Below are 25,037 nucleotides of genomic sequence, written 5' to 3'. Positions count from 1 at the left end.
TGTTTTATAAAAATAAGCTGCATATCCATCTCGCGAAAGGGAAGAGTGATGAGCGCCCCCAAAAAAACCGTGAAGAAAAAAACGCCCGAAAAGAAAACAGTCAATAAAAAATCCGGCAAAGGAAAACAGCCGGAGAAAAAAACTGTGAAAAATGACAAGCCGCTAACGCCCAAGCAAAAGGAAGCGGCTTACCGCAAGCTGCTGCGCGGCATTGACGGATTGTCGCTGATGAAGGCGCTGCGCGAAAATACCGAATTGGGGCATACCGAAAATGTCCGCTTGATGGTTGATGAATGTTATTTGAAACACCATAAGCCGCAAAAAAGTAAAAAGAAAAAACAGGATGGCTCAAAAGGGCGTTTGTGGAAAGATGCGCTTGACTGGACGCTGCCGACCGCTGCCGCAAACGGTCAGGCCGCAATTGCAAAAATTCTGCTGGATGCCGGTGCCGATATCGGGACAATGGAAAACAATGCGCTGCATATGGCGGTTTTGAAAGGTCATTCCGAAATTGTCGATCTGTTGCTGGAACATGGTGCCGATCCGCGTTCGGAGAATGACCAGCCTTTGCGCTTTGCCGCCACGGAAGGCCGCGCCGATATTGCTGAAAAACTGATCGCCGCCGGTGCGGATGTGCATGTCAAAAATGATGATCCGCTGCGCTGGGCTTCTGCCAAAGGCCATACGGATACCGTAAAGGTTTTTCTTGCCGCCGGTGCGGATGTGCATGCCGATAATGAAGGCGCGCTGCGCCGCGCTGCTGCTGCGGGACATGCCGGGACAGTGAAAACACTGCTGGAAGCCGGTGCGGATATTGATAAAGCATTGGAACATGCCGTGCTGCGCGAGGAAAAATTCGCTATGACGGCGCTGAAAATGCGCACACAGGACGGCTGGCGCGTGATTGATGATTTCACAGTCGCGCACAGTACCGGCAATGGTGAGAAAATGCCGTCGCTGACAACAATCTTCAGTTTCTTCGCCAATGAGGTGGCGGTCACGGCGTCGGTTCCCGAAAACCCTGTGCCGAGTGCGCCAAGCCTGCAAAGCTTTAACGACTATGCCGATAAAGCCAAGCTGGAAGAGGCGGAAAAAATCTTTGAAACCCATCGCAATCAGCGTTGGGAGGAAAAGAAAGCCGCTGATGCCGCAAAACGTACCACGCTGAAAAAATGACGGCAGAAAAACCCGGTTTTGAAGCTGCGGCGCTGATGGCGCTGGAAGAACATTATCCTGACTGTGTCTGTGCGATTGCCGCAGGCTCGGTTTTGCGCGGTGAAGCCACCGAAAAATCCGATATTGATATGGTTGTGCTCTACGGGGATGATTTCACCGATATCCACCGTTTTTCCGCTGTGGTCGCAGGATGGCCTTTTGAATTTTTCGTGCATAATGCGCAGGCGCAGGATTATTTTATGGATCGTGACCGTCAGCGTGGCATGTGTGTGATGATGGATATGATCGCAAACGGACGGATTCTTCCTGAAAATGCACCGCTTGCCCTGGCGCAGCGTGCAAAAGCCGAAAAACTGATAGCGGCAGGGCCTGACCCGTTGACCGAAACGGAAATCGAAGACCGCCGCTATTTCATTACCGACACGCTGGATGATCTGGATACCTGCAAAGCTGCTCTAGATATGTATGGTACGTTGGCCAATCTTTACAACCAGCTGGGTGATTTCTATCTGCGGGCGCAAGGCAAGTGGTCGGGGCACGGCAAGGCGCTGGGGCGTATACTGCGCCGTGAAGATGCCGCGCTGGCGGCGGAATTCGAACAGGCTTTTACCGCGGCCTACGGGCGTGATTATGCGCCGGTGATGGCGCTGGGCGAAAAGATTCTGGCCCCTTATGGCGGGCGCTGTTTTGCCGGTTTAAAACGTGCGGCATCGGGAGACTGGCGCAGTTTCGGCAAAGAGACAGGTTAAACACGCTCCCTAGACAAAACCCTCCATATCCTTACAATGAAACAGGTTGCGAAACAGGTTGCCGGATATTCCGGGGAGGAGGGTGAAATATGCACGGTTTTGCCGTCATCACAGTCATTTTTATCATATCTTTACTGGCATTCCCGAAATACCGTCTTCACATTGTCGGGGGATCGGTGCTGATCGGACTGCTGCTTTATTTCACGACGGATAGCGATATCCGTGAACAGCGCACGGCCTTTCAACGGATTAAGCAGGCCGAAGTTGCCGTTTTCGACGCGGTGCTGGAATGGAACGGGGCGGATTCGTCCTTTCACGGGCGTGTGCGTAATTCTTCACGCCACCATCTTGGCGAGGTCGGTATCGGCATCGCGGTGGTGGCCTGTATGGAACCGGAGGATTTTCAGGCCGCGATAGCCGCATTAGCGGAACGGGATGTTTTGCGCGATACCGGCAAGGAAGCTAATGATGAAAAATCACTTCTGCAGACAAAGCCGCGGGTTCTGGAGAATGGTGTCTTTATAGATACGCGCCGCGAGAACCGCGCTGATGTGCTGAAACATGCAAAAATAAAGACACAATCCTTTTTTCTGGGCAATGTTGATTTAAAATGCGGCCTTGTTGAAAGCAGAGTCGGCACAACCGTTCTTGAAGGCGGTTTGCCGCCGGGGCGGGAACGTGAGATGGTGATGCCGCTGTCTTTTGACATCCCACTGCCTGAAAAAGGACATATTCTATGGTATTGGGGCGTTGATTCCGCTGTCGCGCAGGAAGCTGTTGTACAACGGGAAAATGACGCTAAAATTGAAAACGGAACAACCGGGCAAACCGGCGCAACGGAACTGCCGGAAAAAACCGATTTAAAACAAATAAGTAAAGAGAAATAAAGGAGACTGCCTTATGTACCGCGTTCTTATTGGTACCCTGATTATCGCTGCCGCAGGATTTTTTCTGTATAGCACGCAAAAAGCAACCGTATCGGATGTCATGGAAGCGGCATCCGACAAGAACCGTATCGCAGTACAGGAAGAAGAAGCACCACCCGCGGCTGAGAATCTCGTTATGCCGCCTGCCGGCGAAGCGGCGGCAATGGCGGAGGAGCCTGTTCCCAGTGAAGAAGAGCTGGCAGTCATTGAAAATGATTTGCCGCGCGCCTATTTCGTCAATTTGAAACACGGTGATGTGGTGACAAGCCCGTTCAAAATTGAATTCGGTATCGAGGGCATGAAAATCGCCCCCGCCGGAACTTATGAGACGGGGACAGGGCATTTTCATCTATTGATTAATACGAAACTGGATGAAGAGTTTCTGGAAGACCCGCTTCCCGCCGATGATAATCACATCCATTTCGGCAAAGGCCAGACGGAAACCGAGCTGACGCTGGAGCCCGGCGAATATACGCTGCAACTGGTGATGGGCGATGGCGACCATATCGTGCATAACCCCTCCGTGACATCGGATATTATCACGGTCACGGTTAGCGAATAACCTGTCTGACAGGAAAGGGACAAGCGGTATGCCGTATCAGGGAATCCGGAAGATGTACAAGGCGGCCAAACATGATTACCGCCGCCGCGCCCGTCCCGGTACGGCTCCCGGCACATTGCACAGTTTTGATGATACGGCGCCGACGAAAATTTCGGGCTTTGGTTATGACGGCGAGAATTATGCCGAAGAGGAATTAAAAACGGCGGAAGAGGCGCTGGCCTTTACCAAAAAATGGGAAACCTCATGGATCAATATTGACGGGCTCGGCGATATCGAGCTTTTGCGCAGTCTGGGTGCGGCGTTTTCCATCCATATGCTGGCTATGGAGGATGTGATTAATGTGCATCAGCGCCCCAAAGTCGAAGAATATAAGGAGAATTTGTTTATTGTCACGCGAATGGCGCGGTTTACCGGTGAAAAACGCGAACGCAATCTTGATATTGAACAGGTCAGTCTTTTTCTGGGGAAAAACCACATCCTCAGCTTTCAGGAACGGGAAGGCGATGTGCTTGACCCCGTACGCGAACGGCTGCGTCACGGCAAGGGACGTATTCGCGGTGCGGGTGCCGATTATCTGGCTTATGCCATTCTGGATACGATTGTTGACGGTTATTTCCCTGTTTTGGAGGAATACGGCGAAACGCTTGACGATATGGAAGAGATTGTTTTCGCCAATCCCACGCCTGACACATTAACGCAAATTCATGATATGCGGCGCGAATTGTTGTTGCTGCGCCGCGCCATCTGGCCGCAGCGTGAAGCCGTCAGCGGCTTGACTTACGAATATCAGGAATTTGTGCGGGAAGATAACCGCGCCTTTTTCCGCGATTGTCACGACCATGTCATCCAGCTGATTGATATTGCCGAAAGCCAGCGCGAAAGGCTGTCGGGTCTAAGCGATCTTTATATCTCGAGCATCAGCTATAAGATGAATGAGGTCATGAAAGTTCTGACCATTATTGCGACGATTTTTATTCCGCTGGGCTTTATCACCGGACTTTACGGTATGAATTTTGATCCCGGTGCTTCGCCGTGGAATATGCCCGAGCTGGGGGCGCGTTACGGTTATCCTGTGGCTTTGAGCGTGATGTTTGCGGTTGCCGGAGGCTTTCTCTGGTATTTCCACCGCAAGGGCTGGCTGTTTGAAAATTCCCTTGCCGCAGATCAGCGCGGGAAGAAGGATAAATAATCCGGTCCGTTTTTAAGAAAACGGCCAGAACAGCGGAATGATAATCACAGCGGTAATACCCATCAGAATATTCATCGGGATACCGACTTTCAGAAAATCATTGAATTTATACCCCCCTGCCGCATAGACGAAGGTATTGGTCTGGTAGCCGATCGGTGTTGCAAAACTGGCGGAGCTTGCCAGCATCACCGCAACGATAAAGGGACGAGGATCATAGCCCAGACTGGTGGTCAGCCCGATAACAATCGGCGTTAAAATAACCGCAACGGCATTATTGGTTACAATCTCCGTCAGCAGCGATGTCAGGAAATAAATCGCCAGCAGGATATAGAACGGCCCCAAAGATTTCACAAAAGAGACAAACTGGTCGACCAGCAGTTTTGCCGCGCCGGTATTTTCCATTGCCGCACCGATGCCCAGCATACCGAAAATCAGCAGCAGAATACCCCAGTCAATGGTGCGGTAGGCTTTCTCGGGCGTGACGCAGCCGGTCAGAATGACAATGACCGTCCCCGCCATGGCCAGACCGGCAATCGGCATAAAACCGAGCGCGCTGAAAACAACGATACCGACAATGACGGCAAGGGCAAGCGGTGCTTTTTTCCAGTCAAAAGTTTTTTGGCGAATTTGCGAGGCGTTGAAAATCTGCTCGTTCTCAAACAGCCGTTCCAGCTCTTCCTCCGGTCCTTCCAGAATCAGCGTATCACCGTCCATCAGCGCGGTTTGCGCCAGATCACCGGTGATGCTTTTGTCTTTCCGGTGCAGACCGATAACATAGCAGTTATAAGCACGGCGCAGACGCAGATCTTTCACCCGCCGCCCGACAAAATTCGATGCGGGGGCCAGAACGCCTTCCGTGACCATCAGTTTCTGTGCCGGCATGGGTTCGCTGAAATGTGCTTTTTGCGGGTCGAATTCAATACCGATATGGTGTTTCATTTCGATCAGCTCGTCCTTGTCCAGTTTAAAGACAAGACGGTCACCGGCCTCAAGCGGAATATCGCGGAAGGTGGAGATACGCGCATTTTCATCATCATCCGCGCCGGGGCGCAGTTGCTGCAGCAGCATTTTGATGGCTTTGCCCACGCCCATGCGCGTGCCGCTTTCCTGACGCACCAGATCAATAATCTCGTAATCCTCGCTATCGGTAAAGCGGACATCATTCAGCGTTTTGCCGACCAGCGGCGAATCAACGGGGATAATGGCCTCGGCCATAAAGCGTTTTTGCGCCCGCTCTTCCGCAAATTCATCCAGCGGCGGGTTACGCTCAGGCAGCAGGAAACGTCCTGCCAGTGACATAAAACCGATTCCGACCACGGCGCGGATAATGCCGGGCAGGGTAATCTCGAACATGCCGAAGGCATCCTGCCCGTATTCCTGCGCAACACCGTTGACGAGAATATTGGTCGAGGTGCCGATCAGCGTGCAGGTTCCGCCGATAATCGCGGCATAGGAGAGCGGAATCAGATATTTGGACGGAAAGGTTTTCAGCTTATGCGCCAGCGTAATGACCACAGGCGTCAGAATCACGACAATCGGAATATTGTTCATAAAGGCCGACAGCACCATGACAATACCGATCATGGAGATAATGCCGAGATATTTGTTACGTGTGGAAAGCTTCAGCAAAAAACGTCCCAGCGCATCAATAACGCCGGTCTGATCCAGCGCGGCACTGATCACGAACATGCAGGCGATTGTAATCGGTGCGGAATTGGAGAAAACGGCGAGCATGTCATCTGTGCTGATTGCTCCCAGCAGCAGCAGAACCACCATTCCCGTCAGGGCAACGATATGCGGCGGCATGCGCTCCCGCGAGAAAGCGACAAATGTGCCGATCAGTACCGCAAAAGTCGCAGTAACAAGCATCCATTCCGGCATCGTGATAGGCATGTTTTTTGTCCCTGTTTTTATCGGGCTAGCTTGGCGCAGCGTGTTTGTTTTGTCAAGTTTCCGGCGCTTCCGCCGGTGCGGTGAAATACGCGGCCAGCACATTGTAATGCTGTATGCAGCGCCATCCGCCATATCCCATCAATGCCAGCGATAAGATGACAACAGGAATGGAAAAATGGATGAAAATCAGGAACCCGCCTGCCGACACGATATAGCGGGCATGTTTTTTACGCTCCAGTTCAAGCCGTATCTCCTGCGGGATATTTTTTGCGCCGCGTTGTTCCAGCTCATATCTGAAATCATAGAACCAGCTATAGGGCTGTTCCTCCAGCGCGAAAAAGCTGCGCCCGTTCCGAAGCAGCAAAACGGCATCACAGACCAGCAGCAGCGTCAGTATCAATCCGGCATTGCCGATCCAAGACATTTTGATGACGGCAAAACCGATTGTTGCCATGAGCGAAGAAAAAGCGGCACCCATCAGCATCAGCATCGCCAGTTGCGTACGCGTCATGGCGGCTTTTTGATGGCGTGGATCCTGCTCTTGCATGAGAGAAATAGCCGTGATGCTGTTAGGGAAGGGAGAGTTCTGTTGTGGCAATGACCTGTGCTTCAGGCGAGCGCGGGTCTTTTACCAGAGTCAGTATCAGCTGACCGCCGGAGAGATTATGGCCTTCCGGCGGGGTCAATCTGACAAATTTTTGAATTTGGTCAACTTCGCGGTAGATGCGTACCCATTGTTCCGTTGTCACAGGCACATCTTCTTTTCCGGGAAGGCGGTGCACAACACTAAGATGGGCGGCGGCTTCACCATTGCCGCTGCGGCTGAAGGTAATACCTAAACCGGCATTCCCCTGTTCGTTTTTGGCCAGAGCGGCGGAGACGATATCCATAGAGGAATTGACGGTTCCGTGCTGGATGACAATCGGCACGGCGACGCCGTAAAGCGCCTGAATTTCAAAACTGGCCTTTTGTTTGCCGTCGCTGCCGCTACCGTCCCGCTCCTGATTGCGCAGCGGCACTTCACGGAACAGCAAATGACTGTGATAATCGCCATCGGCGAGATCTTTCGGGCGTCTGACCATGACACGGATGACCTGACGTTCGCCTGGTTCCAGCGTGAAACGCTTGGGCGTGAATTTCAGCATTTTCTCGGCGGAATATTCAAAGGTATCGCGGCGTTCCGTGACGCCGCTTTCGGTCATCACCTGATTGATAATCTGCAAATCATAGCGGCGCGGCACATCCGATTTATTGGCAACATTCAGTTCCTGAATCCGGCCATCCGGCGCAATATCGACACGGTGCGGTGAAATAAACAACACGCTGCCTTCGGTCTGCGCAAGTGCAGCACCGCCGCCCGCGGCAAAAACGCCGACGGCCAGAATGACAATAAAAAGCAGCTTATTAAAGGTCATGTTCATTAAGATTTTTTTTAAACACCTTACACATTGCCAATTATAAACAAAAGCCGCGGGAATGTCATAGAAATAATCACCTATACCTTATTTCACGATCGCAAACAGAAAAACCGTGCAAAGCCCGAAATAGATTGTGACACCGGTAATGGCGGTGATGGTTGTGAGGATCGGTCCGGTAATCATAGCCGGATCTTTCCCCATGCGTTTGATCAGAAACGGCAGCGTGCCGCCCAGCACACCGGCAACAAAGACATTCACCGCCAGAGCCGTACCGGTAATAATGCCCAGAATGATATTCTGTTCCATGAAATAGGCGATGACACCGAACAGATAGCCCAGCGCAATACCGTTCATCACACCGACGACAACCTCTTTACGCAAGGCTCGCCAGTAATCACCCAGCCGTGCTTCGCCCAGCGCCATGCTGCGGATGGAAACCGACAGCGCCTGAATGCCGACATTTCCTCCCATATCGGTAATCATCGGCAGGAAGGCGGCAAGGATGGCGGCTTTGGCAATCGTATCTTCAAATCCCGCAATAATGCTGACGGCTGCCAGATTCAGGAAAACATTAAAAACCATCCAGGGTAGACGCATTCCGACAGCGGCACGCGGCGGTGTAAAAAAACTTTCCTCAATCGCGCCCGCACCGCCGATTCCCGCGAGGTCTTCCGCCAGTTCGTAGGAGAGCAGTTCCATCGCCGTTTCCGCCGTGACCACACCGACCAGCACATTGCTATGCGTCACCACGGGAATCATTTTCAAATGGCGGGAACGGATGCGTTCGGCGATATCAACGGGGTCGTCATTGACGCGTGCGGCAAAAACATTGATATTCATCACTTTTTCAACTTTTTTTTGCGGGTCTGCGCTCAAAAGCTCGCGCAGGGATAAAACGCCTTGTAGACGTTTTTTGCTGTCCACCACATAAAGATAACCCGTATGGGTCAGCGTGGACGGAATTGTGCGCACGGCATCCAGAACCTCTGCGACGCTTTTTCCCGCCGGAATGGCGAGATAATCAAGGCTCATCTCCGCACCGACCATGCCTTCACCGTAAATCGAAAGTGCCAGCACGTTTTCGGCAATTTCTTTGGGCAGGGAGGCAATCAGCGTATCGCGTGTTTCTTCCTTCACATGCGCCAGAATATCAACGGCGATACGCGGCGGGATCAGTGCCAGCCATGCAGCGGCATTTTTCCCCTGCACTTCTTCTTCCAGAAGATAGGCGGCAAATTCCGGCGGCAGCTCCGACAGGATATGCGCCGCCTGTGCCTTGTCGATAAATTCCAGAAAGGGCAGCACCACGATTTTTGGTGCTTCGTTCAAAGCCGTTGCCACACGCATATAGGAAATATGCGGCAATAGCTGTTTCGCTTCCTCGAAATGCCCTTCTTCCAGACAATCGGACAGCTTATCGGAATATTCTTTCAGCCTTTCGGGCAGTATCAGCATGGAAATATCCTGCAAGAGAAAATAAGCCGGCGACATATCCGGCAATTTTTGAATTATAGCGCAGGAGGGGGCCGCCGTCATGCAAGAATAGTTGTTTTTGACAGCCGAAATATATCGGCGCAATATACTCTTTATGCAGGATATGCGGAAATATGATTTTTAAAAGGCGAAATAATGATTGATCGGGCACGGATAAAACCGTTTTTAATCTTGCTGATTGCGGCATTGCTGTTGCTGACGCATTTCTGGACAACATCGCGCTACCCTTCCTTGAATGCCAAGGCTGTTCTGGCGGCTTCCGCACCTTTATCCAGTCTCGGCTTTCATCCGGTCTTCGAGATCAAACCTGACTTTCCTTTTTGGAAAAAAGTGCTGCTGGATACGCTGAACTGGATGGATACCAACCGTAAGGGAATGACATTCGCCTTTTTATTCGGCGCGTTTTTGCTGGCGATGCTGCCGCTGCTGCGCAATATCCGTTTTAAAAACGGTTTCGCCGGAAGCTTGCTGGGGCTGGGGGTCGGCGCGCCGTTGGGGGTCTGCGTCAATTGCGCCGTACCGATTTCCAAAGCCGTCCGTGATGCGGGGGCAAGTCTGCAAACCGCGCTGGCGGTGCTGATTGCCTCGCCGACCATGAATGTGGTGGTCGTATTGATGATGTTTACAATTTTTCCCTTCTATGTCGGGCTGGCAAAAATTCTCCTGACGCTGTTTTTTATTCTGGTGATGATTCCGCTGGCTTGCCGTGTTTGTTTTAAAAAGGAAACGGCGGCGGAAGTCGTACCGCCGACAGAGGGAAAAGGCTTGAAGATGGATTTTTTGGTGCCGGAGGACGGCGAATTCCGTACATGGTCTGCGGCTTTTATATGGGCGGTGAAAAGCTATTTCAAAAGCCTGTTCTTCCTTTTAAAAACGATTTTGCCGTTGATGATCCTGTCGGGGTTTCTCGGCACATTACTGGTGACAATTGTTCCCTGGGATATGTTCAGCGGGCTTGGTGATGAAACGCATTTCGGAAAAATGCTGCTGGTGATGCTGGCGCTGGCAGGGTTGGGATCGTTTCTGCCATCACCGATTGCCTTTGATGTCATTATGTCCTCGGTGTTGTTACAGGCGGGTGTGCCGCTGCAATATGTTGCGGTGATGCTGTTTACGCTGGGAACATTCAGTATCTATGCTTTTTTGATTATCTGGCGCTTTGTGTCATTCCGCGTTGCCTGCTTTCTGTTCGGGATGACAATGGCACTGGGGATGGCGCTGGGACTGATTGCCATGCATTTTGACACGACAGTTTTGGGAAATGCGGCACGCATTGTCGCGGAAAAAACCGTCCGGGCCGAAATGCCGGCGCATTTTGACCCTTATATCACGCGCAGCGACAAAGCGCTGTCTTATGAGGAGATTAAGGAGAAAATAACGCCGCTGGTTTTTGATCTATTGCCCGAAAGCGCTATGACGGCGAATGCGGACGGGCTGGCTGTGAGCTATGCGGATTTTACCCGGGTGGAAAAAACACCATGGAAGGATTTTTTCGCAAGACTTAACGGTGAGGAAATCGGTATCGCGCAACCCTATCGCTTATCTTATATGCTGGGACTACCGCAGAATCTTGCCCTGAACACGATGTCGGTTGCGGCGGGGGATGTGCATAATGACGGTCGCCCCGATCTACTGCTGATGGGCGATCCTGAAACCGTTCCGAATGTGGTGCTTTATGCGAATAGCGGTGCAGGATTTCTGCGGCAGGAACTACCATTGCCTGAGGAATTGACGGATGTGGTGCTGGTCGCTCTTGCCGATCTGGACGGAGATGACTGGCTGGATGTGATTTTTACGGCCAATAGCGGCGCGAATTACGTCATATATAATGACGGCGGTGCGTTTAAAGAAGAAAATCTGCAAAAACTCGGTCCCGATAAAGACGGTACCACCATGCATATCAGCTTTGCCGATCTTGCCAAAAACGGGCGGCTGGATATGTTTGTCGGTAATTGGAGTACGGGGCCGAATTATATCAATGCCCCGCAATCCCGCGACATGATCCTGCGTGCAACGGAGCATCCGCGCGGCTATGACAGCGAAGTTCTCGGCGGCGTGACGGGGGAAACCATGACGGCGCAATTCGCCGATTTCAACAATGACGGCAATCTTGATCTGTATGTCGGTCATGACTATATCATGGACTCATTTTCCGACCGTGTGTTGCTGGGTGACGGCAAAGGCGGGTTTACACCTGCGGGAGAAGAGTTCAATCAAAAATTTTCCGGCGCGCGGTCAACGATGGTGATTGACGGCGGTGATATTGATAATGATCTGCAGCCTGAATATTACATCGGACAAATCGCCTATATGACGGCGCATGATTCCGTTTCCGCCGCCGCCAAAAAACGCATCACGCATGACCGTCTCTGCGCTTTGGAGAATCTTTCCGGTGAGGCATTGCGGAAATGCCGCAGGGAAGTCACATTCCGAACCGCATTGGTGCGTGCCGCGAATTTTGTCACCGATGCCTGCGCCGCGTTAGCGGATGAGGATGAAAAAAATGCCTGTCTGACTCATCTGGTCAATTACCGCACCCGCTGTGTGCCTGCGGAATATACGGCAGGCATGGTGCAGAAACTGCCGCAGGATGTTATGGCGGGTGCGTCCGGCGCGGCGTCAACGCGCTATATGCGTTTCTGTGACGTTGTGCAAAAGGCGCATCAGGCAAAGCAAAATGCGGCGGATAAAACCCTGCGTGCGGAAACATTGCTGAAAGCCGGCAATGACGATAACAGCAATATTTTGCTGAAACGGAATATGGCGGGCGGCTTTGCCGATACCGCAGCGGAAACAGGTACCGGTTTCGGCGGCTGGACATGGAATGCACGTTTCGCCGATCTGGATAATGACGGCTGGCAGGATTTATTTATCGTCAACGGCTTTTCCGCCTCTCCCAATCTGGATCATGTGCTGTTTTATCACAATAACGGTGACGGCACATTTACCGAGGCAGGGAAAGATTTCGGATTGACCGGTTACGGTTATACTGCCGCCTATAGCTATCTTGATCTGAATAATGACGGGGCGCTGGATATTATAGCGGTGCCGACAGATGCGCCGGTGCGGATTTATCTGAATGAAAAAGGCATTGCGAAAAATGCCGTACAGATTGCCTTGCGTGATGACAAAACCCGCAACACCCGCGGGCTGGGCGCAAAAATCATCATCACCTATCAGGAGAATGGGGAAGAAAAGCGCCAGATGCGTGAAATCAAAGGCAGCGGCGGCTATAAATCCTATGACCAGCCGCTGGCGCATTTCGGTCTTGATACGGCAGAAAGCATCTCCGCGATTGAGATTGCATGGCCGGATGGCGGCACAAGCCGGATTGAGGGCGCTTTTGCCGCAGGGCGGCAATACCGGCTGTCACGCCGCAGCGAATAATGTTTTAGCGACGCGGGCCGGATTTCTTTTGCTGTGATTTTGCTTTCGGCGCGGACGGTTTTGTTTGATTTTGCTTTTCCGCTTTATCGTTAAATGTGGCGGCCAGCAATGTGCGGACAGCATCGACGGATTTATCGAAGGCTTTTTTCTCTTCCGCCGTCAGCTTGACCTCGACAATTTTTTCAACGCCATTCGCGCCAATCACGGCAGGAACACCGATATACATGTCATCGACACCATATTCACCCTTCAGATGTGCGGCGCAAGGCAGGACGCGTTTTTTGTCTTTCAAATAGCTTTCCGCCATTTCCACCGCACTGGCGGCAGGGGCGTAATAAGCGGAGCCGTTTTTGAGAAGTCCGACAATTTCCGCGCCGCCGTCACGGGTACGCTGAACAATATCCTCAAGCTTGTCTTCCGTCATCCAGCCCATCTCTATCAGATCAGCCAGCGGTACACCGGCAACCGTCGAGTAACGCGTCAACGGCACCATCGTATCGCCGTGTCCACCCAGAACAAAGGCACTGACATCTTCGACCGAGACATCCATTTCATCGGCCAGAAAATGTTTGAAACGCGCAGAATCGAGAACGCCTGCCATACCGACGACTTTTTCCTGCGGCAGACCGGAGGCTTTTTGCAGCACATCAACCATCACATCCAGCGGATTGGTGATCACGATGACGAAAGCATCCGGCGCATTTTTTGCGATTTCTTTCCCGACATTTTCAATGATGCCTTTATTGATGTCGATCAAATCATCACGGCTCATCCCCGGTTTGCGGGGAATGCCTGCCGTGACGATCACAACATCCGCATCTTTAATGTCGGCGAAATCGCCGCTGCCGGTAATTTTTGCATCAAAACCTTCGACGGCGCCGGATTGTGAAATATCCAGCGCTTTGCCTTTGGGCATATCGGCATTAACATCAACCATGGTGACATCGCCCAGATCTTTAAGCCCGATCAAATGGGCGAGTGTGCCGCCGATTTGTCCTGCACCGACCAAGGCGATTTTGTTACGGGTGATTTTTTTGCCGCTCATAGGGCTCTCCTTTGATTCTGCAATTAGCGTTTCGGTGTTTTTCCATGCTGTTTTTGCACGGCGGGTGCGGGTTTGGAAACCGGCGTTTTTTCACCGCGCTGGTCCATCGGCGGAACTTTGCGCTCTTCTTCACCGCTATAGGTGCAAAGCGGGCGGATCAGTTTATTGGTGGCGCGCTGTTCCATGACATGGGATGTCCAGCCGACAATACGCGCCATGGCGAACATCGGGGTGAACTCTTCCTTGTCAAAACCCATCATGTGGTAAAGCGGGCCGATCGGATAATCGACATTCGGGCGGATATTTTTATCTTTCAGCATTTTCGCTTCAAGAATTTCCGCCATTTTCACCAGTTTTTCGCCGCCTTTGATTTTGGCAACGGCATTGAAATGCTTTTTCAGGGTCGGAACGCGGCTGTCACCGTTTTTATAGACGGCATGGCCAAAGCCCATCACGACTTTTTTGTTTTTCAGCGCATCATCCAGCCAGCTTTCAGCATTTTCCGGTGTGCCGACCTCTTCCAGCATTTTCATCACGGCTTCATTCGCACCGCCATGCAGACGGCCTTTCAGCGAGCCGACCGCACCCGTTACCGCCGAATACATATCGGAGAGAGATGAGGTAATCGTACGTGCCGTAAAGGTGGAGACGTTAAAGCTATGCTCGGCATAGAGCATCATTGTGACATCAAAGGCTTTGGCAACTTCCGGCTCCGGTACGGCGCCGAAACGCATATTCAGGAAATTCTCGGAATAGCTGAGATCGTCACGCGGCGCAATCGGGTCCAGCCCCTGTGAAATACGGGCATGGGCGGCGATAATCGTCGGCATTTTTGCCAGCAGATTGACGGCTTTTTTCAGCTCGCCTTCCGGTGTTTCATCATCCCATTCAGAATCATTGGTGCCGATAAAGCTGATCGCGGTACGCAGAACATCCATCGGATGTGCATCTTTGCGGATTGTTTTCAAAACCGCAATCAGATCATCATCCAGCGCGCGCAGGCTGCGTTCCTCTTTGGTGAAATCCGCCAGTTGTGCGGCATCGGGCAATTCGCCGTGCCACAGCAGATAGGCAACCTCTTCAAAATTGCAGTTTTCCGCCAGATCCTGCACGGCATAGCCGCGATAGGTCAGCGAACTTGTTTCCTGCGTAATTTCGGAAATTTTGCTGTCATCGATATAAACACCGACCAGACCTTTATGGATTTTCGGGGATTCGTTGTTTTTTTGCGGTTCTGCCATTTTTAAAGACTCCTTCTTGGCGCGTCCCCGCCGTTTAGGCCGCGATTTTCTTTGACAATGACACACCCGTTTTTATTCAGATGCCGGATTAATAGCACCCGTACGGGATGATGTAAAGTTTAAATGGAAAAGCGTAAAAAGCTGCGGTCGTCAAAACTGATGCCGTTTTGCAGCATGGCACGGGGTTGCGGATAGTCGCCGATCAAAAGCGGATCTTGCACCAGAATCTCCGCCAGCACCGCTTCGCTTTCCGCAAGGCTGTTTTTCAGAACCGGATAACCGTCACTGGCCAGAATAATCTCCGCGCCCTCCGACACGTCAATGGTTTCGATAAAGATGTCCGGCACGGGGTTGCCGTTGATTGCGCCGAAACCGTAAGCGTTGTCCGCATTGTTCAGCAGCGCGAAATTATGTTCGGAAAATGCCGCATAAACGGCGCGTGACGGATCGTTTTCCAGCAGCTCGGTCACGGTTTTTCCGGCGGCAAGATGGCTGTGCAGCAGGGCGCGGCGCGCTTCGGTCAAGGCTTCGACAGCCGCAATTTCACCGCCGATTTCCGCGCCGTTTATGGTGATTTTGACATCTTTCAGCCGGAAAATTTGCCGGCGCGCCTTTGAATAACAGGCAAAGACGCAGAACGGGCGCACGGTTTGCGGTACATGATGCGCCTGTCGCGCCTTCGCCAGCGCCGCCGTGAAAAACGCAACAGTTGCGGCGGCATCGGCATGTTTGTCCAGTTTTTCAAAAGCCGCAGCAACCGCCTGCGCGGCAAAACGCCCCGGCGTGACGCCGTCAATCAACGCTCCGGAGATATCGGTTGCGCCGTCAATAACGGCGGCAAAATCAGCCGTAACAACAACGGCATCTTCATTGCGCTTGTCGCTGCCGTATTTTCCGGTACTCTGTTTTTCAAGGATTTGCACAGTTTACTCCGCAATAATATTTTAATTTTCCGGTTTTTATTGACGCTATATTTCTAGATATGTAATATGAATACCGGTTTTATTAAAATCTAGCTGAATAAAGGAGTGCCGTCATGGGAAAACTCACAGAAAAATGCCGCAAAGCATGGAAAGATTTTAAAGACTCCTGCAATGCCGCCGATGATCTGAAAGTCGCATTGAAAAATCATGATGTTGACGGCGCTGTGCTGGCTGTGTCCCATGCCGTGCCTGACATCAATCCTTATGAGGATAAAATTCTACGCAATATAGCGGCATATGCGGGTAGCAAGAACTGCGACAAAGCCGTGCTGAACGATGTGCGCGAGGCGGTTTACAGCCATTACGATGCCAAGCTGCGCCGCCGTTTCGATCTGTTTTCCGTTGAAGAAAAAACAAGACCCGCCGCCGGATACCGTAATGCCGACTGCGTTTATGCGATGGCCGCCTATATGAATGACGCGAAAAAACTCGCCGTTCTTGGCCGCGCAGGAATCACGCCGGACGAAGTCTCAAATGATGTCGTGTCGGAAAATATCGTCATGGGTGCGGCACGGCGCGGCTGTTTTGCGGCAATGAAAGAAGTCATCCGGCAGGGCGCGTCGCTGGATAAAGTTTTCGGCTTTGACGAATTCCCGCCGATGCACGCTTTTTCAAAACCGTTATTCCATGCCTTTCATCCCGGTGTGACCGAGGCGCTTGTGCAAACAGGCAAGACGGAGATTCTCCACACTATTGCGAAAGTTATCGGGGAGGAAAAATTGATGGAAATTGAAAAACGCTGCGGCGGTCATCCTCCGTCCGCCTCTTTTCATTTGCCGCATCGCGCGTAATTTTCAGCGGAATAATCAAAGCGTTGACGAGACGTATTCTTTGGCGGTAATTTGCTGCTGAAAGGAAACCTCCCATGTTGTTCAGCTCATGGATATTTGTGGCCGCATTTTTGCCGGTCGTCTGGTTGACGTTCCGCTTTTTACAGCGGCGGCGCATGGGCGAGGCCGCATTATTATGGCTGATTGCCGCCTCGCTGTTTTTCTATGGCTGGTTTAAACCTGTTTATGTTTTTATTCTGCTGGTCTCGATCGGGTTCAATTTTACGCTCGGCACACAGCTGGCGCGGCAGCATTTGAAAAAATCCAAGCGCAAGACCTATCTGGTTTTCGGGATTGCTGCGAACCTCGCCGCGCTGGGCTATTACAAATATGCAGGGCTGTTTTTTGAAACGCTCAATGCGATGGGGGTTGAACATGGCGTGCCGCAGATATTGCTGCCGCTGGCGATCTCCTTTTTCACCTTCCAGCAGATTGCCTATCTGGTTGATGCCTATCGCGGTGAAACCAAAGAGTTCAATTTTCGTCATTATGCACTATTCGTGACGTTCTTTCCGCAGTTGATCGCCGGGCCGATCGTGCATCATAAGGAAATGATCCCGCAATTCATCGAAAAGCTCGGCAAGCTGACCAGCCGCCGTATGCTGGCAATGGGGCTGACGGTCTTTGTAATCGGGTTGTTTAAAAAACTGGCGATTGCCGATTATATGGGGGATATCGCCGATCCGGTTTTTGCCGCCGCGGCCTTGCGGCAGAGCTTGACGGTATTCGAGGCATGGGTCGGGATGGTTGCCTATACATTGCAGATATATTTTGATTTTTCCGGCTATTCCGATATGGCGGTCGGATTGGGAGCGCTGTTCGGCATTCGTCTGCCGCTGAATTTTTTCTCGCCCTATAAATCCGGCAATATCATTGAATTCTGGCGGCGCTGGCATATCACTTTGTCGCGTTTCCTGCGTGACTATCTTTATATTCCGCTGGGCGGTAACCGCAAAGGCGGCGCGCGCCGCTATGCCAATCTGATGGTGACGATGCTGCTGGGCGGGTTGTGGCACGGGGCGGGCTGGACATTTATGGCATGGGGCGGATTGCACGGTTTCTATCTGATTGTGAACCATGCCTGGCGGAAGTTCTCGGCAATCCGTTTACCGCATATTTTGGCTGTGGCGCTGACATTTTTATCGGTGGCGCTGGCCTGGGTGTTTTTCCGCGCCGACAGTTTTGCGACGGCGGGGCACATCCTGAACTGTGCGACCGGAAAATACGGCATTGCCCTGCTGCATACGGATAACTGGATGACGGCCGTTCTGGAAACGCTCGGTTTTGAGGTCAAACAATCGGCCACGCGTCTTTTGCGGCTAAATGAGAAATGGTATATTTTCTGGCTGGCACTGCTGGCTGTGTTCTTTGCGCCGTCAACACATGAGCTGATGCGTAAAAATATTGCGCTGGATATTACGAAAGTGGCGGAAGCTTTGAAACAGCCGCGCTTTGTCTGGCGGGCATCGCCTAGCTGGGCTGTTGTCATCGGCCTGATGGCGGCGATTGCCGCTTTGCTGCTGATGCGTGTGAACGCCTTTATCTATTTTCAGTTCTAGGCGGGGGAAGACATGAATATCACGTCATATTTCAGAACTTTTTTCATCACCGTCTTGCTGCTGCTCGGTCTGGTCAGCGGCATTAACTATACCCTGAACCCGCTGGGGGCGTATGATACGCCAATCATCAAGGGGTTGAATGACGCGTTTCCCGCCGCATCGAATTATGCCCGCATTCACAGAACGGAAACCGTGAAGCGGCTGAAACCCGAGGTGCTGATTACCGGAACATCGCGCGCCATGATCGGTATGGATCCGCAGCCGGAAATGTTCGGCGGTCTGCGCGTCTATAATATGGGGCTGGGGGCATCGACGATTGCGGAACAGCGGCAGGCGCTTGAATTCGCCCATGCCGTTCATCCGTTGAAAAAGGCGATTATCACGCTGGATATTTTTTCCTTTAACGCATTGCAGCCTGACCGCGGCGCGGATGCCGCCGGACGTTATAATCCGAAAAACCTGTCGCTACTGAAATTCTATCTGTATAAATATAATACGATTCCCACCCTTGATACTTTATTGGCCTCGTTCCGGCATCTGCGCTATATGAAGCAGTTGGAAAGGCGGCCCGTCTATATGCCGAACGGACGTTTGCAGCAATATGACGTGCTGTGGCGTATCGGCATCAACGGTGCGGCATCGGCATTTTCAACAGATAAGCCGGCAAGGGATATGTCGGAAACAAAATTCACCACCTCCTATGCCGGGGACGGCGGCGAGACGTACCGGCATCTGGAAGCGATGCTTGATTTTACGCGCCGGAACAATATTGACGTCATCATGTTCATCTCGCCTTTGCATGAATCTTACGTCGAAAAGCAGATGAAGCCGAAAGGCCGTATGGATTTTATGGATGAATGGAAATCCCGCGTGCAGGATATTGTCAAAGCAAATGCTTTGCGTTACGGCGAAAAGCCGTATCCGTTATGGGATTTCCGCTATAAAAACAGCATTACGATGGAGCCGGTGCCGGAGCCCGATGATCTTGAAACCCGCATGCGCTGGTTTCGTGATGATAATCACTATACGCCGGAGACGGGCAATTTGATTTTGAATAAAATTCTCGGGCTTACGGATCCGGAAAACGACCCTCACCCTGATTTTGGGCGACGCCTTCTTTAAGGGCTGTTTTCTTTCAGGTCTTGAAAAAAGCTCTGCCAGATGCGGCTGCTCCATTCCGCACCGTAATAGGAAAGATGGTTGTTATCGGCATAAAGAGAGCGCTCATCCGCCATCGGCAAACATGATTTCTTATCCGGACAAAATACCTCCAAAGGATCAATATAGGTGACAAGCGGTGATTGGACTGTTTCAAAAACATTTTCAATCGCCGCCCGTCTTTTGATCACCTCGTCATAAGGGCGCTTTAACCCTGTCATATCTTTGCCGAAACGGTCATATTTCGCCAAAACGGACGGCACATCATACAGAAAGGGCGGGACTTGTTTGACGACATAGACATGGATGCCGCGCGCGGTTAAGGCATTGACCGTTTTTTCAAAAGCATGGGCGAAAGCGGCGATATCCGTTAATTCCTTACCGTTTTCGGTTGTCAGACCGAATTTATTATCAAGAATTGTCTCGATGCTGTTTTCCTCCCAGCCCAGAATCGCATCCCAGCGTCCGACCAAAGCGACGTATTTGATATTATCTTCTTTAATCACATCCAGAACCGCATCATTGAAAATTTTACAGCGGTATTTATGCGGGAAATCAACACGCAGCAAGTCAAGTACCGGCGAACAGCCGCCGTAATAGGCATTCCATCCCGAAACGCCGTGTTTTTCTCCCAGCAGACTGGTGACATGGCCCATGGCGCGGCCGTGACTGTCACCCCAAATCATAAAGCTTGGCTTTTCCTTGGACAGGTCGCCGATCTTGCACAAAGGATGTCCGGTCAATTGGTCGGCTTTGCGCGATATGCAATCGCGGGGAGCCTGCTCCTGATTGGTGGTGACATATTGCAGCGTGCTGCCTGCGAAACGTGTCGGCAATCCATCCGTTTTGGATCCGATGCCGCCGCATACGGCCGTCAGGGACAGCGCGGCAAGGGATGTGAGGAAAACGGCTTTTCGCGAGGTAATCCATTTCCGGCGGCGCACAGGATTTTCAATGAGGAAATAGGACAGCGTCGCCAAGGCGAAGACCGCCGCCATTAAAACCGTTATTTCCATCAAATCCGGTGCACGGTTCAATGTATAATGCACATAAACCAAAAGCGGCCAATGGTATAAATACAAGCCGTAGGAAATAAGACCGATACCGACAAAGATACGGTTGGATAAAAACCGGTTGAGCCATGTTTTATATTGCACATTGCCCCAAATCAGCAAGACCGTCCCCAAACAGGGCGGGATCGCCGCAGCCCCGGGGAAGGGCACGGTGCGGTCATAGAGAAAAATCCCCGAGAGCATCAGTATGAAGCCGATCAGGCTGATGGCCTCTGCGGCAGTCTTTTTTAAAGAAACATGCTGCAGGTAAAGACACAGCAATGCCCCCGCCAGTAATTCCCATGCGCGGGTATGCAGCATGTAAAAACTTGCTTCGGGATAATCACGGATGAAAACAAGGTTCATGCCCAGTGAAACAAGAAACAACACAAAAATACCGGCAATCAGATTGCGCCTTTTTTGCGCGCCGAAAGATTGCGCCAGTAAAATCACAATGGGAAAGATAATGTAAAATTGTTCTTCGACCGCGATTGACCATGTATGCAGCAGCGGCTTGATCATCGCCGAGCTTTCAAAATAGCCGACATCCCCCAAAAAGGTAAAATTGGAGGCGAAAATAGCAATGCCGAACAGGGAGCGTCCGTAAAGGTCAAGGTCGTGCGGCATCAGTAAAGCGACCGCAGCAATTGTGCTGAGTACGGCCATGACAGTCAGGGCAGGCAGAATGCGCCGCGCCCGCCGTTCATAGAAATCAGCGATGGAGACGCGTTTCTCAGGGAAGTTGACCGTCAACACGCCCGTAATCAGAAAGCCCGAAATAACAAAAAAAATATCGACCCCGATAAATCCGCCCGATAGTAACTGGGAATCAAAATGGAACAGGATAACTGCCATAACAGCAATGGCGCGGAGGCCGTCGATAAAGGAGTGATATGTCATTTCTGAAATCTATGCCGGCAGGAAAATGAAATTGAAGATATAGTTTTGGCGATCCGCGCGGTTCTTGAAATGCGTTGCGGCATCAAGATGGCGGAAGGGCGTCAGCTGTCCGCGGCGCAGGGCAAAACAATCATAATTGTAATTATTGCACACATCCGCAATCAGATCGGATAGCGGTTTGTCATTATGAATTTCTTCGATTTCCACCAGCAGATTGGGGCGCTGTGTTTTCAAAATATTTGCAGCGCCTTCCAGCACCTGCATTTCAAAACCCTCGACATCGATTTTGATAAAGCCGATATTGTCGATGCCGCAATCATCCAGTTTCTTTGTTTCGACGGAAACGGTTTTGTGGTCGGCATCGAAACTGCGGGCCTTCAGTGACCCGCCCTGATTGGAAAATCCGGCAGCGGTGCGGGGGATGCGCAGGTCAAATTGCCCGTTTTCATTGCCGATGGCGGCGGCGGAGGTTTTGATTTTACCTTTCCCCCATGAGGTCAGAATATCGAACATTTTCGGATTGGGCTCGAAAGCATAAACGTCAAAACTGTGCGGCAGCATCGCATAGGCGTAAACGCCTTTATTCGCGCCGATATCAAGGCTGGACTTTTCCGGGTGACACAAAAACGGCACCAAGCCGATTTCTTTTTCACCGCGGCGCAGCTCTTTGGCATGCAGACGTTTGATGTAAATCTGCGGCGGCAGCAGATATTTTTTCAGCTTTTCCTCAAAATTCAGAGGCGGTGTCCATGTTTCGGCTTGTTCTGCCATCAGGAGCTCTCCTGTATTATTCTGATATTTCAGTAACATCTATAGACGGATTTCCGGCTTCCGTCGATTGTTTTTTCGCCGGATTGTCTTTTGCCCGCAGGCTTTGTATAGTCTTTGCAAAATGCATAATCAAAACAGAACCGGAAAAGGAGAAACGGCAAATGGGCAGGAAAGAAAACAAACAAGGCTTTTCTACGCAGGCGGTGCATGCAGGATATACGCCTGACAGTGAAACCGGCGCACTGGTTCCCGATATCTCCCAGAATGTGTCCTTTTATTTTACCAGCGCCAATGATGCGGCGGAAAAGTTCAGCCTGTCACGTCCCGGATTTTCCTATTCGCGCCTGACCAACCCGACAGTCGCTGCGCTGGAGAAAAAACTGGCCGCGCTGGAAGGCGGGGCAGGGGCAACCTGCACGGCCTCCGGTCTGGCGGCGCATCAAATGCTGCTCTTTTCCCTGATGAACAGCGGGGATGAATTTATTGCCTCCTCCCGTCTTTACGGCGGCACTTATAACCAGTTCCGTAACAGTTTCTCACGCAGTTTCGGTTGGCAATGCCGTTTTGCCGATCTGGGGGATATTGACAGTTTTAAACGCGCGGTCACGGAAAAGAGCCGCGCGATTTTCATTGAGAGTCTCTCCAACCCTTCCGGCGCGATTGCCGATATCGAGGCGATTGCGCGTGTGGCGGAAGAGGCGGGTATTCCGCTGATTGTCGATAACACGATCGCCACACCTTATCTGTGCCGTCCTTTTGAGTGGGGCGCATCAATTGTGACCTATTCCACAACGAAATATCTGAACGGCCATGCCAATGCGATGGGCGGAGCGGTGGTCGATAGCGGTAAATTCGACTGGTCGCAGAATGATAAATTTCCGGCTTTGTCCAAACCCGATGAAAGCTATCACGGTCTGGCCTTCCATAAAGAATTTCAGGAAATGGCGCTGACTTACTATTGCCATGCGGTCGGTCTGCGCGATCTGGGCGCCTGTCAGCAGCCGCTGAATGCTTTTCTGACCTTTACAGGGCTGGAAACGCTGGGACTTCGCATGGAGCAGCATTGCAAAAATGCGCTGGCCGTTGCCCGCCATCTTGAGCAGCATCCCGATATTGCATGGGTCAGCTATGCCGGACTTGACGGCAGCCCCTATAAGCCCATGGCGGATAAATATTTGAACGGACGCGCCAGCGGTGTCTTTACCTTTGGCGTTAAAGGCGGTTTTGATACGGCTGTTGATCTGGTCGGAAATGTGAAACTGTTCCGTCATGTCGCCAATATCGGCGATACGCGTTCACTGATTATCCACTCGGCTTCGACAACGCATTCGCAGCTGACGGAAGAACAGCAGTTAAAGGCGGATGTCCGTCCTGAAGGTCTGCGTGTCTCTATCGGTATTGAAGATGCGGCTGATCTGATCGCTGATCTGGATCAGGCACTCGCGGCAGCAACACAGAAGGCGGCCTAAGAGTTTTAGGCCGCCCGTCTTAAGCTTTACCCTTGGCGGGCTTGCTTCCGGATTTTTTTGCCGGTGCTTTTTTGCCGGAGGATTTTTTACGTTTGGCCGCGCGCTCTTTCCGGTGTTCTTCTTCCAGACGTTCCTCGACGCGTTCTTCGACTTCCTCTTCGATCTCATGTTCAATCCGTGCCGGCATCAGCACCGACATGATCACACCCGTTGCCAGAACACCGAGGGTCAGACCCAGCGAGAAGACGGAATCAACCTTGCCGAAGAAATGTGCGTAAAACACTTTGCAGCCGATAAAGACCAGCACCACCGATACGGCGGGCTGCAGGAAACGGAACTGATTGACCATGGCGGCGAGCAGGAAGTAAAGCGTCCGCAGCCCCAGAACGGCAAAAATATTACTGGTGAAGACGATGAAACTGTCCGTTGTAATCGCAAAAACGGCGGGAATGCTGTCTACGGCAAAAATCAGATCGACCAGCTCAATCGTAATCAGCGCCAGTAAAAGCGGTGTGGCGTAAATAACATGCTCACCTGTTTTCGGGCTTTTTTTACGCACCAGAAAATCATGCCCATGCAAATCACGCGTGACGCGCAGATGTTTTTCAAGAAAACGCACAATGCGGCTGTCTTCGATTCCCTCTTCTTCCACATCTCCGGCCAGCAGCATTTTTGCGCCGCTGAAAATCAGGAAGGCGCCGAAAATCAGCAAAATCCAGCTAAATTCGTGGATCAGCGCCGCCCCGATCGAAATCATCAATCCGCGCAACACGACAACGCCGAGGATTCCCCAGAACAACACGCGGTGCTGGTATATGCGCGGGATCTGGAAATAGGCGAAAATGACGGAAATCATAAAAATATTGTCAATCGACAGGCTATATTCGACCAGATAGCCGGTATAGAAATCCAGCCCCGCTTCACTGCCTTTACTGATCCAGACCCAGATGCCGAACAGTAATGCCAGCGAGACATAAATACTGCTCATCACCAGGCTTTCCTTATAGCCGATCTCGTGATCCTTGCGGTTGAACAGGCCGAGATCGAAAACCAGAATCATGACGACAAGCACCATGAAACAGCCCCAGAACCAGACGGGCGTTCCCAGAAAAGACTGCTGGAAAAAATCGGGCAGTATGTCCATAAAACTCTCTTTTACCGTGATTTTCTTGTTTTACGCCGCACCGCAGGATAGCGGTGCAAGGCTTCATAATAATAGACGGATATTAAGAAAA

Annotated in this window: 20 protein-coding genes; 10 read left to right on the top strand and 10 right to left on the bottom strand. The window is 51.6% G+C overall.

Translation table 11 applies throughout. The features are described 5' to 3' along the window. Positions 1-48 precede the first annotated feature (48 nt). The 5 genes from HND56_10895 (at position 49) to corA (ending at position 4,602) form a co-directional block, all read left to right on the top strand. Complete coding sequence (locus tag HND56_10895; GenBank protein ID QKK06160.1) at positions 49-1,176, top strand: ankyrin repeat domain-containing protein; 1,128 nt, start codon at positions 49-51, stop codon at positions 1,174-1,176. Continuing rightward, positions 1,173-1,925 (top strand): nucleotidyltransferase domain-containing protein, encoded by a 753-nt coding sequence (locus tag HND56_10890; GenBank protein ID QKK06159.1) that lies wholly within the window; start codon positions 1,173-1,175, stop codon positions 1,923-1,925. Before HND56_10895 ends, HND56_10890 begins: the two co-directional genes overlap by 4 nt. Positions 1,926-2,014: 89 nt before the next feature. After that, positions 2,015-2,812 carry a hypothetical protein gene (locus tag HND56_10885; GenBank protein QKK06158.1) on the top strand — a complete coding sequence of 266 codons (798 nt, stop codon included), beginning with the start codon at positions 2,015-2,017 and terminating at the stop codon, positions 2,810-2,812. 175 nt (positions 2,813-2,987) lie between these two features. Beyond that, positions 2,988-3,413 carry a DUF4399 domain-containing protein gene (locus HND56_10880; GenBank protein ID QKK06635.1) on the top strand — a complete coding sequence of 142 codons (426 nt, stop codon included), beginning with the start codon at positions 2,988-2,990 and terminating at the stop codon, positions 3,411-3,413. A gap of 28 nt (positions 3,414-3,441) precedes the next feature. Beyond that, complete coding sequence (gene corA, locus HND56_10875) at positions 3,442-4,602, top strand: magnesium/cobalt transporter CorA (GenBank protein QKK06157.1); 1,161 nt, start codon at positions 3,442-3,444, stop codon at positions 4,600-4,602. 12 nt (positions 4,603-4,614) lie between these two features. On the opposite strand, the gene HND56_10870 is transcribed toward corA, so the two are convergent. From HND56_10870 to mgtE, 4 genes are all read right to left on the bottom strand, one after another. Then, on the bottom strand, positions 4,615-6,597 hold the full coding sequence (locus tag HND56_10870; GenBank protein ID QKK06156.1) for an SLC13 family permease: 1,983 nt from the start codon (positions 6,595-6,597) through the stop codon (positions 4,615-4,617). Then, positions 6,548-7,042, bottom strand: coding sequence for a hypothetical protein (locus HND56_10865; protein QKK06155.1), 495 nt, complete (start codon positions 7,040-7,042; stop codon positions 6,548-6,550). The genes HND56_10870 and HND56_10865 overlap by 50 nt, the downstream gene beginning before the upstream one ends. 22 nt (positions 7,043-7,064) lie before the next feature. Next, positions 7,065-7,910 carry a fimbria/pilus periplasmic chaperone gene (locus tag HND56_10860; GenBank protein QKK06154.1) on the bottom strand — a complete coding sequence of 282 codons (846 nt, stop codon included), beginning with the start codon at positions 7,908-7,910 and terminating at the stop codon, positions 7,065-7,067. Positions 7,911-7,997: 87 nt separating this feature from the next. Next, complete coding sequence (gene mgtE / locus HND56_10855; GenBank protein ID QKK06153.1) at positions 7,998-9,368, bottom strand: magnesium transporter; 1,371 nt, start codon at positions 9,366-9,368, stop codon at positions 7,998-8,000. Between the two features lie 174 nt (positions 9,369-9,542). Between mgtE and HND56_10850 the strand changes: the two genes are divergently transcribed. Next, a complete protein-coding gene (locus tag HND56_10850; protein ID QKK06152.1) occupies positions 9,543-12,794 on the top strand; it encodes a hypothetical protein in 3,252 nt (1,083 codons plus the stop codon). Between the two features lie 4 nt (positions 12,795-12,798). Here HND56_10850 and mdh read toward each other — a convergent pair whose 3' ends face one another. From mdh to HND56_10835, 3 genes are all read right to left on the bottom strand, one after another. Continuing rightward, positions 12,799-13,824 (bottom strand): malate dehydrogenase, encoded by a 1,026-nt coding sequence (gene mdh / locus HND56_10845; GenBank protein ID QKK06634.1) that lies wholly within the window; start codon positions 13,822-13,824, stop codon positions 12,799-12,801. A 38-nt stretch (positions 13,825-13,862) separates the two neighbouring features. Continuing rightward, the gene (locus HND56_10840; protein QKK06151.1) at positions 13,863-15,080 is read right to left on the bottom strand and encodes a bifunctional 2-methylcitrate synthase/citrate synthase; all 1,218 of its coding nucleotides are present in this window, start codon (positions 15,078-15,080) and stop codon (positions 13,863-13,865) included. Between the two features lie 119 nt (positions 15,081-15,199). After that, the gene (locus HND56_10835; protein QKK06150.1) at positions 15,200-16,003 is read right to left on the bottom strand and encodes a hypothetical protein; all 804 of its coding nucleotides are present in this window, start codon (positions 16,001-16,003) and stop codon (positions 15,200-15,202) included. A 113-nt stretch (positions 16,004-16,116) separates the two neighbouring features. Between HND56_10835 and HND56_10830 the strand changes: the two genes are divergently transcribed. From HND56_10830 to HND56_10820, 3 genes are all read left to right on the top strand, one after another. Then, the gene (locus tag HND56_10830) at positions 16,117-16,854 is read left to right on the top strand and encodes a hypothetical protein (protein ID QKK06149.1); all 738 of its coding nucleotides are present in this window, start codon (positions 16,117-16,119) and stop codon (positions 16,852-16,854) included. Positions 16,855-16,928: 74 nt separating this feature from the next. Continuing rightward, positions 16,929-18,452, top strand: coding sequence for an MBOAT family protein (locus HND56_10825; GenBank protein ID QKK06148.1), 1,524 nt, complete (start codon positions 16,929-16,931; stop codon positions 18,450-18,452). Between the two features lie 12 nt (positions 18,453-18,464). Further along, positions 18,465-19,574: a hypothetical protein gene (locus HND56_10820; GenBank protein QKK06147.1), complete on the top strand. Its 1,110-nt coding sequence runs from the start codon at positions 18,465-18,467 to the stop codon at positions 19,572-19,574. On the opposite strand, the gene HND56_10815 is transcribed toward HND56_10820, so the two are convergent. Both HND56_10815 and HND56_10810 read right to left on the bottom strand, forming a co-directional pair. Further along, positions 19,571-21,562, bottom strand: a complete 1,992-nt coding sequence (locus HND56_10815; GenBank protein ID QKK06146.1) for an acyltransferase — start codon at positions 21,560-21,562, stop codon at positions 19,571-19,573. The genes HND56_10820 and HND56_10815 overlap by 4 nt on opposite strands. A gap of 9 nt (positions 21,563-21,571) precedes the next feature. After that, the gene (locus HND56_10810; protein QKK06145.1) at positions 21,572-22,333 is read right to left on the bottom strand and encodes an FkbM family methyltransferase; all 762 of its coding nucleotides are present in this window, start codon (positions 22,331-22,333) and stop codon (positions 21,572-21,574) included. Positions 22,334-22,494: 161 nt separating this feature from the next. Here HND56_10810 and HND56_10805 point away from each other — a divergent pair, with 161 nt between their 5' ends. After that, positions 22,495-23,802, top strand: a complete 1,308-nt coding sequence (locus tag HND56_10805; GenBank protein ID QKK06144.1) for an O-acetylhomoserine aminocarboxypropyltransferase/cysteine synthase — start codon at positions 22,495-22,497, stop codon at positions 23,800-23,802. A gap of 19 nt (positions 23,803-23,821) precedes the next feature. Here HND56_10805 and HND56_10800 read toward each other — a convergent pair whose 3' ends face one another. Further along, a complete protein-coding gene (locus HND56_10800) occupies positions 23,822-24,946 on the bottom strand; it encodes a TerC family protein (GenBank protein ID QKK06143.1) in 1,125 nt (374 codons plus the stop codon). Positions 24,947-25,037 lie beyond the last annotated feature (91 nt).

Source organism: Pseudomonadota bacterium, assembly GCA_013285465.1.
Taxonomy (GTDB): domain Bacteria; phylum Pseudomonadota; class Alphaproteobacteria; order Micavibrionales; family CSBR16-224; genus CSBR16-224.
Note: the sequence above shows the minus strand (reverse complement) of the source record. Positions and strands in the feature narration are given on the sequence as shown.